Origin of the sequence: Streptomyces sp. NPDC102402 (genome assembly GCF_044765765.1) — a bacterium.
In the GTDB taxonomy this organism is placed as follows: domain Bacteria; phylum Actinomycetota; class Actinomycetes; order Streptomycetales; family Streptomycetaceae; genus Streptomyces.
Window position 1 is genome coordinate 44,365 of sequence record NZ_JBIWKR010000001.1, and the last position, 12,905, is coordinate 57,269.

At 72.3% G+C, this 12,905-nt stretch carries 11 protein-coding genes; 9 read left to right on the forward strand and 2 right to left on the reverse strand.

Features of this window, described 5'->3' with window-relative positions; genetic code table 11:
• Window positions 1-1,713 carry a glycoside hydrolase family 13 protein gene (locus ACIRJR_RS00175; protein ID WP_403771381.1) on the forward strand — a complete coding sequence of 571 codons (1,713 nt, stop codon included), beginning with the start codon at window positions 1-3 and terminating at the stop codon, window positions 1,711-1,713.
• 43 nt (window positions 1,714-1,756) lie between these two features.
• Here ACIRJR_RS00175 and ACIRJR_RS00180 read toward each other — a convergent pair whose 3' ends face one another.
• Entirely contained in the window at window positions 1,757-2,632 is an 876-nt protein-coding gene (locus ACIRJR_RS00180) for a carbon-nitrogen hydrolase family protein (RefSeq protein WP_403771384.1), read from the reverse strand.
• Window positions 2,633-2,883: 251 nt separating this feature from the next.
• On the opposite strand from ACIRJR_RS00180, the gene ACIRJR_RS00185 reads away from it, so the two are divergent.
• From ACIRJR_RS00185 to ACIRJR_RS00195, 3 genes are all read left to right on the forward strand, one after another.
• A complete protein-coding gene (locus ACIRJR_RS00185; RefSeq protein ID WP_403771387.1) occupies window positions 2,884-3,795 on the forward strand; it encodes a LysR family transcriptional regulator in 912 nt (303 codons plus the stop codon).
• A gap of 95 nt (window positions 3,796-3,890) precedes the next feature.
• The gene (gene hisD, locus ACIRJR_RS00190) at window positions 3,891-5,252 is read left to right on the forward strand and encodes a histidinol dehydrogenase (RefSeq protein WP_403771390.1); all 1,362 of its coding nucleotides are present in this window, start codon (window positions 3,891-3,893) and stop codon (window positions 5,250-5,252) included.
• 134 nt (window positions 5,253-5,386) lie between these two features.
• A complete protein-coding gene (locus ACIRJR_RS00195; RefSeq protein WP_403771393.1) occupies window positions 5,387-6,823 on the forward strand; it encodes an amino acid permease in 1,437 nt (478 codons plus the stop codon).
• 15 nt (window positions 6,824-6,838) lie between these two features.
• Here the strand turns inward: ACIRJR_RS00195 and ACIRJR_RS00200 are convergent, their stop codons facing one another.
• Window positions 6,839-8,023 carry a LacI family DNA-binding transcriptional regulator gene (locus tag ACIRJR_RS00200; RefSeq protein WP_403771396.1) on the reverse strand — a complete coding sequence of 395 codons (1,185 nt, stop codon included), beginning with the start codon at window positions 8,021-8,023 and terminating at the stop codon, window positions 6,839-6,841.
• Between the two features lie 25 nt (window positions 8,024-8,048).
• Here ACIRJR_RS00200 and ACIRJR_RS00205 point away from each other — a divergent pair, with 25 nt between their 5' ends.
• Genes ACIRJR_RS00205 through ACIRJR_RS00225 form a run of 5 tightly spaced genes read left to right on the forward strand, consistent with a single transcriptional unit; the run spans window position 8,049 to window position 12,842 of the window.
• Window positions 8,049-9,197 (forward strand): cupin domain-containing protein, encoded by a 1,149-nt coding sequence (locus ACIRJR_RS00205; RefSeq protein WP_403771399.1) that lies wholly within the window; start codon window positions 8,049-8,051, stop codon window positions 9,195-9,197.
• Window positions 9,198-9,202: 5 nt separating this feature from the next.
• Window positions 9,203-9,940 carry an alpha/beta fold hydrolase gene (locus tag ACIRJR_RS00210; RefSeq protein WP_403771402.1) on the forward strand — a complete coding sequence of 246 codons (738 nt, stop codon included), beginning with the start codon at window positions 9,203-9,205 and terminating at the stop codon, window positions 9,938-9,940.
• Window positions 9,941-9,991: 51 nt separating this feature from the next.
• Complete coding sequence (gene hisD, locus ACIRJR_RS00215; RefSeq protein WP_403771405.1) at window positions 9,992-11,302, forward strand: histidinol dehydrogenase; 1,311 nt, start codon at window positions 9,992-9,994, stop codon at window positions 11,300-11,302.
• On the forward strand, window positions 11,299-12,072 hold the full coding sequence (locus ACIRJR_RS00220; protein WP_403771408.1) for an SDR family NAD(P)-dependent oxidoreductase: 774 nt from the start codon (window positions 11,299-11,301) through the stop codon (window positions 12,070-12,072). Before hisD (ACIRJR_RS00215) ends, ACIRJR_RS00220 begins: the two co-directional genes overlap by 4 nt.
• A complete protein-coding gene (locus ACIRJR_RS00225) occupies window positions 12,069-12,842 on the forward strand; it encodes an HpcH/HpaI aldolase/citrate lyase family protein (RefSeq protein ID WP_403771411.1) in 774 nt (257 codons plus the stop codon). Before ACIRJR_RS00220 ends, ACIRJR_RS00225 begins: the two co-directional genes overlap by 4 nt.
• The last annotated feature ends 63 nt before the right edge of the window (window positions 12,843-12,905 follow it).

Sequence of the window (12,905 nt, forward strand, 5' to 3'; positions counted from 1 at the left end):
ATGCCCCACCACGACTCCCCCGTCCCCTCCCCGTCCTCCCCCTGCGACGCGGACTGGTGGCGGCAGGCGGTCATCTACCAGATCTATCCCCGCAGTTTCGCCGACTCCGACGGCGACGGCCTCGGCGACATCCCCGGCGTCACCTCACGGCTGCCCTACCTCGCCGACCTCGGCGTGGACGCCGTCTGGCTGAGCCCGTTCTACCCTTCACAGCTCGCCGACGGCGGCTACGACGTCGCCGACTACCGCGATGTGGACCCGCGGCTCGGCACCCTCGACGACTTCGACGAGATGGTCGCCACAGCCGGCCGGCTCGGCCTGAAGATCATGGTCGACATCGTCCCCAACCACTCCTCCGACCAGCACGTCTGGTTCCAGGAGGCACTGCGGGCCGCGCCCGGATCGGCCGCCCGCGAGCGCTACGTCTTCCGCGACGGGCGGGGGGACGACGGTGAACTGCCGCCCACCGACTGGCCGTCCAGCTTCGGCGGCCCCGCCTGGACCCGGGTTGCGGACGGCCAGTGGTACCTGCACCTCTACGCGCCCCAGCAGCCCGACTTCAACTGGGACAACCCGGAGGTCCGTGAGGACTTCCACGACACCCTGCGGTTCTGGTCGGACCGGGGTGTCGCCGGTTTCCGCGTCGATGTCGCCCACGGCCTCGCCAAGGACCTGCGCGCACCGCTGCGCGACCTCGGTGACCAGCAGAGCTACCAGCCCGACGCCCTGCCGGTCGACGGCAGTCATCCGCTGTGGGACCGCGACGCGGTGCACGAGATCTACCGCGGCTGGCGGCAGGTTTTCAACTCGTACGACCCGCCGCGCTTCGCCGTCGCCGAGGCATGGGTGGGCACCTCACGGCGTATGGCGTACGCCTCCGCCGACGGGCTGGGCCAGGCGTTCAACTTCGACTTCCTCGGCGCACGGCTCGATGCCGACGAGATGCGCGCCACCATCGAGACGGCGCTCGCCGACGCCCGCGAGGCCGGTGCGACGAGCACCTGGGTGCTCTCCAACCACGACGTCGTACGTCATGTCTCGCGCTACGCCCTGCCCGGCGACCACCGCAAGCGCGACATCGAGGCGTGGCTGCTCACCGACGGCCGGGAACCGGTCCCGGACCTGGCGGCGGGTGAACGCAAGGCGCGGGCCGCCGCCCTGCTGATGCTGGCGCTGCCCGGATCCGCGTATGTCTACCAGGGTGAGGAGCTGGGCCTTCCCGAGGTCGCGGACCTGGACCGCGCGGACCTCCAGGACCCGATGTGGGTACGCAGCGGCGGACGCGTCAAGGGGCGCGACGGCTGCCGCGTACCGCTGCCGTGGACCACCGAGGGCACCAGCTTCGGGTTCGGTTCCGGTGGCTCGTGGCTTCCGCAGCCCTCCGGCTGGGGCCGGTATGCGGCGGAGGCACAGAGCGGGGACTCGGAATCCTTCCTGGAGCTGTACCGCGAGGCCCTGCGACTGCGTCGCACGCTGGTCGCGGACGAGGCGCTGGCGTGGGCCGGCCCGCGGGAACCGGTACCTCAGGGGCTGCTGCACTTCGAGCGCACCGGCGGCTGGCAGACCGCCGCCAACCTGTCCGACGAGCCCGTGCGGCTGCCCCAGGGGGAGGTCCTCCTCACCTCCGCGCCGCTCACCGGTGACACGCTCCCGCCGTGGACCACCGTCTGGCTGCGGACCGGGGCCGCGTCCGTCTCCGGGCCCGGCCGCTGAGGCACGGCGTCCGGCCCCTCGCACCGTGAGCGGAGGGGCCGGCTCACGGCCGGGCTCCGCGGCGCCAGCGGTCCGGGTCGATCCGTCCTGCGTACAGGGGGAGTTCGAGCGGGAGCTGGTCGTCCGCGAACGGGTCCCACACCCGGGTGAGGCCCGCCGTCCCCCGTGCGCGCACCCTCCGTGCCTCGGCGAGGTCCAGCACGTCGGTCAGGACCTCCTCGGGGCCGGGCCCGGCCTCGGCGCGCGTACGCCCCTCGGGGTCCACGACGACGCTGCGTCCGATGCCGTCGGGCGACGCCGCGTTGAGACTGGCCATGAAGACCTGGTTCACGATCGCGTTGGCCTGGGCCAGCACGACCTCCTGGGCGCGGTCGACGGTCGGTGTGCGCACCAGGTTGAGCACGAGGTCGGCGCCCTGCCAGGCCAGGTGGCGGGTGGTCTCGGGGAACCAGGCGTCGTAGCAGATCGTCAGGCCCACGCGTCCGTGGCCCTCCAGGTCGAAGACCACGAAACTGCTGCCGGACGCCGTGGTCTCGTACGGCCGCCACGGGAAGATCTTGCGGTACTCGGCGACCCGTTCACCGGTGGGCGAGTAGACGGGGGCGGTGTTGTAGATCTTGCCGTCCGAGCCTTGTTCGTAGACGCTGCCGGGCACGAGCCAGATGCCCAGTTCGCGGGCGAGGGCCGCCAGCCGGGTGCCGCGAGGGCCGTCCAGCGGCTCGGCCGCCTCGGTCATGACCGTCCCGGGATCCTCGCCGGGCTCGTGGCCGCACAGATGCAGCTCCGGGTAGGCGAGCAGGCGTACGCCGGGATGCGTCTCGACGACACGGCGTACGTCCGCGGCGAAGGCGTCCGGATCATCGGCTTCGTGGTGGAGCGCGGCCGCCTGGACCAGGCCGATCGACAGGGGGACCGTCATAGTGGGCAACTTTCCGCACAAGGGGGGTGTCCCGTGGCTGTCTGGTGGTGCCCGGGGCGCTGGTCCCGGGGCGCTGGTCCCGGGGCGCTGACGAGCCAATCATCGCGTCTGCCTCAGGACAAGGCCCCCTTACCCAGCGGGATCCACAGGGAGAACCAGTGGCTCCGTGGTAGAACGAGGGCCACCGCGTCCGCGCTGTGCACGACCACCCCGGACGCGCCTCACCGATCCGACAGGACACAGGAACACGCATGACCCTCACCCAGCTGAGGGCCTTCGTCGAAGCGGGGCGACTCGGGTCGTTCACCGCGGCGGCGCAGGCCATGGACATCGCCCAGGCGTCGGCCTCCGAACTGGTGCGGCGCCTGGAGACGGAACTGGACGCCGAGCTGTTCGCACGGGGCAGCCGCACGCTGACCCTGACCTCGGCCGGCCAGGAACTGCTGCCGTACGCCCAGCAGGCGCTGGAGGCCGCCGAGGGCGGGACGAGGGCGGTGCGCTCCCTGGGCTCCCTGGGCGGAGGGACGGCGACCTTCGGTGTTCTGCGCAACGCGGACTACTACCTCCTGTCCAACCTCGTGCAGATGTTCCACGCCCGGTATCCGTCCGTCAGGGTCAGGCTCGTGGGGCAGAACTCGTCGGAGACCGCCGCCGCCGTGGCCGCGGGCAGGATCGAGGCCGGCCTGGTCGTCCTGCCGATCGACGACGAGGGGCTGGTGGTGACCCCGCTCCTGCGCGACGAGGTGTTCTACATCAGCGCGAGCGAGGAACGGACCCGCGTCCCGGTGACGATGGAAGCGTTCGCCCGGGCTCCGCTGGTTCTCTACGACGCGCATTACGGCTGGCAGGACCCCACCCGGCGGCAGCTCGCGGAGCGGGCCCAGCTCGCCGGGGTCGCCATCGACCCGCTCATCGAGCTGGAGCGCGTGGAGGCCGCGCTGGACCTGGTGGCGGCCGGGGTGGGCGACACGATCGCCAGCCGGGCGGTGGTCGCCGGTCCGTCGTTCCCGCCGGGGCTGCGCACCGCTTCGTTCGCCGATCCCCTCTACGACACGGTCGCCCTCGTCAAGCGGCGGGGACATCCGCTGTCGCGGGCCACGAGGGAGCTCGCCCGGCTGGCCGAGGACACCCTTCGCGAACTCCGTACCGAACTCGGTCTCTGAGTCGCAGCCTCACCGCGGGGGTCAGGGAAACCCTGTGGATTGGACAGGACCTGCCCCTCTGGTCCTGTGGCAGCGAGACGTCTAGCGTCCCTGCCATGCAGATCACGCACGACGAAGCACAGGCCCTCCCCCCGTTCCAGTGGCTCAAGAAGCCGTCCGTGGACGGTCCCCCCGCCCAGCGCGACCCCAAGGTGGTCGAGCGGGTCTCTCAGATGCTGAAGGAGATCGAGCACAAGGGCATGGACGCGGTGCGCGCCTACGCCCAGGAGCTGGACGGCTGGTCCGGCGACGTGGAGATCGGGGCCACCGAGCTCAAGAAGTCGGGGGACGCGCTGCCCCCGGACGTCCGCACCGCCCTGGAGATGGGCTACGAGCGCACCCACCGGTTCGCCTCCGCGCAGCGCGAGCACCTGACGGACTTCGAGGTCGAGGTCGCTCCGGGTGTCGCCGGCGGCCAGCGCTACGTCCCCGTCTCCCGGGTCGGCGCGTATCTGCCGGCCGGCCGATTCCCGCTGCTCGCCAGCGCCTTCATGACGGTGAACGTGGCGAAGACCGCCGGTGTGCCCACGGTGCTGGCATGCACTCCGCCATCGGGTGAGCACGGCGCGCACCCCGCCGTCCTGTACGGCGCCTATCTGTCGCGCGCCGACCGGGTGTTCGCGCTCGGCGGCGTCCAGGCGCTCGGCGCGATGGCCTTCGGCCTGCTCGGCGAGGCCCCGGTCGACATGCTGGTCGGCGCGGGCAACGCGTTCGTCACCGAGGCCAAGCGGCAGCTGTTCGGCCGGGTCGGCATCGACCTGCTGGCCGGCCCCTCCGAGGTCGCCGTCATCGCCGACGACAGCGCCGACCCCGAGTGGGTCGCGGCGGACCTGCTGGGCCAGGCCGAGCACGGCCCCAACTCTCCCGCCGCGCTGATCACCACGTCCGAGAAGCTGGGACGCGCGGTGATCGCGGAGATGGACCGCCAGCTGGAGTCCCTGGTCACCCGGGACATCGCCGGCCCGGCGTGGCGTGATTTCGGGTCCGTCGTCGTGGTGGCCGACCGGGCCGACGCCGTCGCCGTGGCCGACGTCATCGCCCCCGAGCACCTGGAGATCCAGACCGAGGACGACGACTACTACCTGGAGAACCTCTCCAACTACGGCTCCCTGTTCATCGGGTCGTGGTCGACGGTCGCCTACTCCGACAAGGGCATCGCCGGCACCAACCACGTGCTGCCCACGGGCAAGACGGCCCGCTACAACGCGGGGCTCTCCGTCTCCCGCTTCCTCAAGCCGCTGACGTACCAGCGCGCCTCGAAGGAGGGAACCGCTTCCCTCGCACCCGCCGTCGAGCGCATCTCGGCGTTCGAGGGGCTGGCCGCCCACGGCGCCACGGCGACGCTCCGCATCGACCGGATCGGGCGGACGTCCGGCGCGTTCGACGAGATCCCGGCCGCTCTGCGCGACCAGCTCTGACCGCTCTCCCGTGCCGCCGCTCCGCGTGCGGCGGCACGGGGTCGCCGGTGCGCACCCCGCACGAGCGAGCCCTGTCGGCCGCGCCCCGGGCCGCACCGGCTCCCCCTGACACCGCCCACACCCGAGGTCCCCCCATGCGACATCGCCCGTCCGCGCCGCCCTCGCCTCCCGGAGGCGGGAGCGGCACCGCTCTCACCCAGGGCCTGAAGGGCCGCCAGATCACCATGATCTCCATCGGCGGGGTGATCGGCGCCGGCCTCTTCGTCGGTTCGTCCACCGCCGTGGCCGCCGCGGGGCCGGCCGTTCTGATCTCGTTCCTGCTGGCGGCCGCGCTCGTGGTGCTCGTCATGCAGATGCTGGGCGAGATGGCCGTCGCCCAGCCGGACACGGGCTCCTTCTCCACCTACGCCGACCGCGCGCTGGGCCGCTGGGCGGGCTTCTCGATCGGCTGGCTGTACTGGTGGTTCTACATCCTCGTCATCCCCATCGAGGCCATCGCGGCGGGCGAGGTGATCGCCGGCCTGACCTCGGTCCCCAGCTGGATCCCGGCGCTCCTGGTGATCGCCGTACTGGCGGGCAGCAATCTGCTCGCGGTGCGCAACTACGGGGAATTCGAGTACTGGTTCGCCCTTTTGAAGGTCATCGCGATCGTGGCGTTCCTGGTCCTGGGCGTGCTCGCCGTGCTCGGTGTGCTGCCGGGCTCGGACACCCACGGCGTGTCGAACCTCTGGAGCCACGGCGGTTTCGCCCCGCAAGGCGCCATGGCCGTCATCGCCGGCCTGCTCACCGCGATGTTCAGCTTCCAGGGCAGCGAGATCGTCACCATCGCCGCCGCCGAGTCCGAGGAGCCGCGCAAGAACATCAAGAAGGCCGTCCGCGCCGTGGTCTGGCGGCTGGGCCTCTTCTACATCGGCTCGATCCTCATCGTGGTCTGCCTCGTACCGTGGAACGCCGGCGACCTGGCGGCCGGCTCCTACCAGGCCGCCCTCGACCGGATGAACATCCCGGGCGCCGCGTGGATCATGGACGTCGTCCTTGTCGTCGCCGTGAGCAGCTGCCTGAACTCCGCCGTCTACACCGCGTCCCGCATGATGTTCTCACTGGCCGGCCGGGGTGACGCCCCGGCCGCCTTCGCACGTACCTCGCGGCGCGGAGTGCCGGCCAACGCGGTCGTGGCCTCCACCGTCATCGGGATCGCCGCGGTCATCGCGAACTACCTGCTGCCGGAGGTCTTCTCGTACCTCATCGCCTCCAGCGGAGCGATCGCCCTGATGATGTACATGGTCATCGCGCTCACGCAGTACGCGACCCGCCGCAAGGGGGGCTTGCCGGCCGAGGTCCGGATGTGGGCGTTCCCCTACCTCACCCTCGCCACGGTCGCCTTCATCGCCGGGGTGCTGGTACTCATGGCCGTACTGCCCGGTCACCGGCTGGAGCTGTGGCTCTCGCTGGGGCTCGCCGCCGTGCTCGTCGCGGTGGGGGCGGCGCGGCAGCGCCGGGCGGGTGCCACGGGTGACGGTCCGGCGGCATGCCCCTCGGGCACGGAGCGGACTCCGGAGCGGGCGGTGTGACGGGGCCGGCGCGTCTCAGCGGGCCCGTGCGTGCGTGGCGCGGGGGACGAACTCCGTCGGCAGGACCAGGCGTTCACCGGCCGGGTCGACCTCCTTGGCGATCCGCCGCACCAGCAGACGCGCCGCCTGGCGCGACAGCTCCCGCAGATCGTGCCGGACGGTGGTGAGCCGGAACACCTCCCAGGCCGCCATCGGGAGGTCGTCGAAGCCGATGACGGTGAGGTCCTCGGGGACCCTGACACCCGCCGCGAGCGCCGCGTTCAGGACACCGATGGCGACGACGTCGTTGCCGCAGAACACCGCCGTGGGCGGCTCGTCCGCGTCGAGGAGGGCGGGCAGCGCCCGGTAGCCGGTCTCGTACTCGAAGGCCCCACGCACCACCCGGCTCTCCGGAAGCCCTACGCCCGCCTCGGCGAGGGCCAGCCGGAAGCCCAGCTCGCGCTCGCGCCCCGTCGTGGTGTTCGCGGAACCGAAGATCCCGGCGACACGGCGGTGCCCCAGGGCCGCGAGCTCCCGCGCGACGAGCCGTCCGCCGCCCTCGTTGTCGACGACGGAGGCGAAGTCGTCACTCCGTCCGGTGTCGCGGTTGAGGAAGACGAACGGCATGCCACGCCGCTCCAGCTGGGCCGGCAGGCGGGAGTCCGTGGTGGCGGTGGCGAGGACGACTCCGTCCATCGACTGGTCGAGCAGCTTCTCCTCGGCGACCGCCTCGTCGGACCGCTCGGTGATCAGCATCATCCGGTAGCCGAGACTGCTCAGTTCGTCGTGGAGCGGGGCGATGACATGCGGGTAGAAGGGATTCGTCAGATCGGTGACGATGACGCCCACCCGCCGGGTGGCGCTCGTCGACAGCGTGCGCCCGGCCTCGCTCGGCACGTAGTTCAGCGCCTGGGCCGCCCGCCTGACCTTCTCGCGGGTGGCCTGGGACACACGGGGGTCGTCACGCAGCGCGCGCGAGACCGTGGGCTGCGAGACACCTGCCAGCCTGGCCACGTCGTGACTGGTGATCCCCATCGGCTCTCTCCTCGTCGCCACCGGAGCCGCCCGACCGCGCCTCCGGGCCAGTATACGTATGCCGTACGCACGCGTCTCCGTGCACCGCCCGGTCGTCGCGGCGCGCGCACGGAAAAGCATGCCCCACCCAATTCCCCACCCAGCCCCCTTGACATCCAACGCACCGGCGCCTGTCATGTAATACATACGTATTCACACGCAAGGAGCAGTCATGGCAGTCATGCCCGACGTCGTCGTATCACCCGGCGAGCTGGCCCGCCGCACGGTCCCGCGCAGCGACTTCGTCTCGTGCAACCAGGCCTTCATCGACTGCCGTACGCCCGGGTCGGACCGCAAGGAGAACTACGCGATGATCGGGCCGGGCGTCTCCCAGGCCGCCGGTCAGCACGTCAACCTCCGGCTGCCGCACGGCTACAACATCGGCGCCGCCGCGATGCCGCACGGCATCACCAACAACCTCCATCTGCACTACACCGCCGAGGTGTTCGTCTGCACCGAGGGCGAGTATCTGCTCCGCTGGGGCGCCGACGGCACCGAGGGAGAACTCACCCTCAGGGCCGGCGACATCGCCTCCATCCCCACCTGGATCTTCCGCGGCTTCACCAACACCGGGCCGGACGACGGCTGGATGTTCACCGTGCTGGGCATGGACCACACCGGCGGCATCATCTGGGGCCCCTCGGTCCTGCGGGAGGCCGGGGAGCACGGCCTGTACCTCACCGCGGACAACCAGCTGGTCGACACCGTCGCCGGCGACACCCTCCCGCCGGAGTCCGAGTTGGTCAGCCCGATGGCGCAGGAGCACATCGACCGGCTGCGCCACTACACCCCCGACCAGATGAAGCGCCGAATCGCCGCCGCGGACGAGCTGGTCTTCTCCGAGCGCCCCTTCCTCGACAGCACCCTGCCCGGCGGTGGTGCCCGGCTGAGCTGCGTCATCGGGTACGGCATGACGGAGGACCCGCACCAGGAGCCCCGCGTGTTCAACCCGCACGGGCACAACGTCGCCTGGCTCCGCGCCGACCCCGGGCAGGGCGTCTCGGCGCACCGTCAGCACGAGACCCAGACACTGATCGTGAAGGACGGCCTGTGGGAGGTCACCCTCAACCGCACCGACCCCCTCACTGTCCGTCTCGGCCCCCGCGACATGCTCTCCGTCCCGCAGGACGCCTGGCGCACCGTGCGCAATGTCGGCGACGAGCAGGGCGACCTCCTCGTGGTCAACTCCGGTGACGGGCGCGTCCGACTGGAGTGGGACGAGGAGGTGCGCAAGAGCGCGGCGGACGCGGGCCTCGGCATCGACCACAACGGCTACGTCGCCCCGTACGCCCTGCTGCCCCGCTCCGCGCGCTCCTGGTGACCGGCGTGGAGCACGGGGACACGGGCCGTCCGCTGCCGTTCGTCGTCGTACCCGGAATGCTCTGCGACGCGAGCCTGTGGCGCGACGTCGGCTTCCCCGAGGGCCACGACGTCCATCACGTCGCCCTGCGGCGCGGGGACATCGGGGAGCTCGCCGAGGACGTGCTCGCCACGGTGGCGGGCCCGTTCGTGCTCGTCGGGCTCAGCCTGGGAGCCATCGTCGGCTTCGAGGCGCTGCGCCGGGCGCCCCGGCGGATCGCTGGTCTGTGCGTGATGGCGACCAACGCGGGCCCGCCGCGTCCCGAGCAGTACACGGCCTGGCGGGCGATGGACGAGCTGATCGCGGCCGGCCGGTTCGCGGACGTCGTCGAGCAGACGCTGCCGGACATGTTCCCCGACCGCGCCCCCACGCCCGAGGCCGCGCGGCGCTACCGCGCCATGGCGCACTCGGTGGGCGCCACCGCCGCCCGCGCCCAGCTCGCCGCGCAGGCGACCCGCACGGACGCGGCCTCCGCGCTGCGGGCGGCCCGCTGCCCCACCGCCGTACTGGCCGGGGAGCGGGACACCCTGTGCCCGCCCTCCTACCACCGGGCGATCGCCGACTCGGTCCCCGGAGCCGCCCTGACCCTGCTGCCGGAGGCGGGACACCTGCTGCCGTGGCAGCGCCCGGAGGCGGTGACGGACGCACTGCGCGGACTCGTCGCGGCCGCCGGCGGTACGAGACCTGCGCCCGCCGCTCCCTGAACGCACCGCCCCCGCCCCCTTCATCCTCACCCTCAGCCGAAGAGAGCCGTCATGCCCCGACACCTCAAGTCCCCCGTCCCCGCCGCGCAGGTGAGCGCGGCCAGGGCCGATGTAGCCGAGCGCGTCCACGCCATCCTCGACGACATCCGCCGGCGCGGAGACGACGCGGTCCGTGAGTACTCCGAGCAGTTCGACAAGTGGAGCCCCGAGTCGTTCCGCCTGAGCGCCGACGAGGTCCGGCGGATCGTGTCCCAGGTGCCCGACACGGTCCTGGACGACATCCGCTTCGTGCAGCAGCAGGTCCGTACGTTCGCGCAGGCCCAGCGTGACTCGATGGCCGACGTCGAGATCGAGACGCTGCCCGGCGTCCGCCTCGGGCACCGGCACGTCCCCGTTGCCGCCGCCGGCGCGTATGTGCCCGGCGGCCGGTACCCGCTGACGGCGTCGGCCCACATGACGATCGTGACCGCCAAGGTGGCCGGCGTTCCCCGCGTCGCCGCCTGCACACCGCCCATCCGGGGCGAGATCCCCGCCGCGACGGTCGCGGCGATGCACCTCGCGGGCGCCGACGAGATCTACCTGCTGGGCGGCGTCCAGGCGGTCGCGGCGCTGGCCGTGGGCACCGAGACCATCGGCAGCGTCCCGATGCTCGCGGGGCCGGGCAACGCGTACGTGGCGGAGGCCAAGCGGCAGCTGTTCGGCGAGGTCGGCATCGACCTGTTCGCCGGACCGACCGAGATCCTGGTGATCGCCGACGAGAACGCGGACCCGTTCGTCGTGGCCGTCGACCTGCTGTCGCAGGCGGAGCACGGTCCGGACTCCCCCGCCGTGCTGGTCACGACGTCCGAGCAGCTGGGCCGCGAGGTCGAGCGGCACATCGAGCGCCTGCTGCCGGGCATGCCCACGAAGGACTTCGCCGAACCCGCGTGGCGCGACCACGGCGAGATCGTGGTGGCCGACACCCTCGACGAGGCCTTCCGGATCGCCGACTCCTACGCCAGCGAGCACGTCGAGGTGCTGACCGAGAACCCCCGCCAGGCGCTGGAGAAGATGCGCGACTACGGTGCGCTCTTCCTCGGCGAGGGCACCTGCGTCTCCTACGGCGACAAGGTCATCGGCACCAACCACGTCCTGCCCACCCGGGGTGCCGCCCGCTACACGGGTGGCCTGTGGGTCGGCAAGTACCTCAAGACGGTGACGTACCAGGAGGTCACCGACACCGCGTCCTCCGCACTGCTCGGCGAGGTGTGCGGCCGGGCCGCGCGCGTCGAGCTCTTCGAGGGCCACGCCCGCTCCGGAGACGTCCGCGCCGCGAAGTACGGCAAGGGCACCCTGCCGTGGAACGAGGAGGGGGCCGCATGACCGGCCGCACCACACCGCTGACCGGCCGCACCGCGCTCGTCACCGGCGGCGGCAGCGGTCTCGGCCGGGCCGTCACCGGGTCGCTGCTCGCCGACGGCGCCCGCGTGGTGATCACGGGCCGCAACGAGGCCGCGCTCAAGGAGACCGCGGCGCACTTCGGCCCGCGGGTCTCGTACCGCGTCTGCGACGTCTCCCGCCCCGACGACGTCGAGGAGCTCGCCCGGGGTCTGGCCGGCGAGGAGATATCGATCCTGGTCAACAACGCCGGGATCGCCGGCCCGGTCGCCCCGCTGACCGAGATCACCCCGCAGGAGTGGGACGAGGTCTTCGACGTGAACGTGCGCGGGGTGTTCCTGATGTGCCGGGCCTTCCTGCCCGCCATGACCGCGCGGGGCGCGGGAGACGTCATCAACATCGCCTCGGTGTCGGGCAAGCGCCCACTGCTGCGGCGCACCCCGTACTGCGCGTCGAAGATGGCGGTCATCGGTCTCACGACCACGCTGGCCGGCGAGGTCGGACCGCTGGGGGTCACGGTCAACTCGCTCTCCCCCGGGCCTGTTTCGGGTCCCCGAATGGAGCGCAACTTCCGTCTGGAGGCGGAGCGCACCGGGAGCACCTACGCGCAGGCCGAGCAGGAGTTCGTCGGTCGCTCCGCCCTGGGGCGGATGGTCACGGAGGACGAGGTGGGCGAGGCCGTCACCGCGATGCTGCGCATGCGCGGCCTGTGCGGGGCCGACATCGACCTCTCCGCGGGGATGGTGGCCCGGTGACCGCGCACCGCAGCCTCAAGCAGCGGCTGGCGAACGGCGAGCAGTTGCGGGGCGCCCTGCTGCGGCTCCCCTCGGAGACGCTGGTGGAGATGGCCGGGGTCGCGGGATTCGACTACGTCGTCATCGACTGCGAGCACGGCCCCGCCGACACGGCCCTCCTCCAGCAGCACCTCACGGCCGCTGCGGCGCAGGGCACCGAGGTCCTGGTCCGGGTCGGCTCGGCCGAGCCGGCACTCGCGCTGCGCTGCCTCGACCTGGGCGCGGCCGGGCTGGTCTTCCCGCATGTCGACAGCCACGAGGACGCGGTACGGGCGGTGGCGGCCAGCCACTATCCGCCGTGGGGGGAGCGCGGCTTCGCCACCTACAGCAGAGCGGGCCGGTTCGGTACGGTCACGGCGGCCGATCATGTGGCCGCCTCCCGCGAGACCCTGGTCGTGGCGATGATCGAGACCCGGCGCGCCTGCGAGGACGCCGACGCGATCCTCGGCACCGAGGGGGTGGACGCGGTCCTGGTGGGCCCCGCCGACCTGGCCGTGGACTGCGGCTTCCCGGGGCCCGGCGTCGTCGAGGGGCTGACCGCACGGGCGCACGACGCGGCGCGGGCCAACAAGCGCGCGGTGATGACGATCGTGCCGAGCCTCGACGCCGGCCGGACCGCCGAGCGCCAGGGGGCGCAGCTCGTCCTCTACAACATGGCCCATGTCCTCATGGACACCATGCGCGCCCTCGCCGGGCCCGGCACGACGGACGCGGCCGACGCCCCCGCCTGACCGGGTCCGGAACGGCCGAAGACCCTGCCCGCGGCGTGGCGTCGCGCACCCCCTGCGCGCCGC

What these genes read in the sequence shown, in the direction of transcription:
- hisD (WP_403771390.1), top strand. Translation starts at nt 3,891, where the DNA reads ATGCAGATCACGCACGACGAAGCACAGGCCCTCCCCCCGTTCCAGTGG.
- ACIRJR_RS00195 (WP_403771393.1), top strand. Translation starts at nt 5,387, where the DNA reads ATGCGACATCGCCCGTCCGCGCCGCCCTCGCCTCCCGGAGGCGGGAGC.
- ACIRJR_RS00185 (WP_403771387.1), top strand. Translation starts at nt 2,884, where the DNA reads ATGACCCTCACCCAGCTGAGGGCCTTCGTCGAAGCGGGGCGACTCGGG.
- ACIRJR_RS00220 (WP_403771408.1), top strand. Translation starts at nt 11,299, where the DNA reads ATGACCGGCCGCACCACACCGCTGACCGGCCGCACCGCGCTCGTCACC.
- ACIRJR_RS00175 (WP_403771381.1), top strand. Translation starts at nt 1, where the DNA reads ATGCCCCACCACGACTCCCCCGTCCCCTCCCCGTCCTCCCCCTGCGAC.
- ACIRJR_RS00180 (WP_403771384.1), bottom strand. Translation starts at nt 2,632, where the DNA reads ATGACGGTCCCCCTGTCGATCGGCCTGGTCCAGGCGGCCGCGCTCCAC.
- ACIRJR_RS00200 (WP_403771396.1), bottom strand. Translation starts at nt 8,023, where the DNA reads ATGTATTACATGACAGGCGCCGGTGCGTTGGATGTCAAGGGGGCTGGG.
- ACIRJR_RS00205 (WP_403771399.1), top strand. Translation starts at nt 8,049, where the DNA reads ATGGCAGTCATGCCCGACGTCGTCGTATCACCCGGCGAGCTGGCCCGC.
- hisD (WP_403771405.1), top strand. Translation starts at nt 9,992, where the DNA reads ATGCCCCGACACCTCAAGTCCCCCGTCCCCGCCGCGCAGGTGAGCGCG.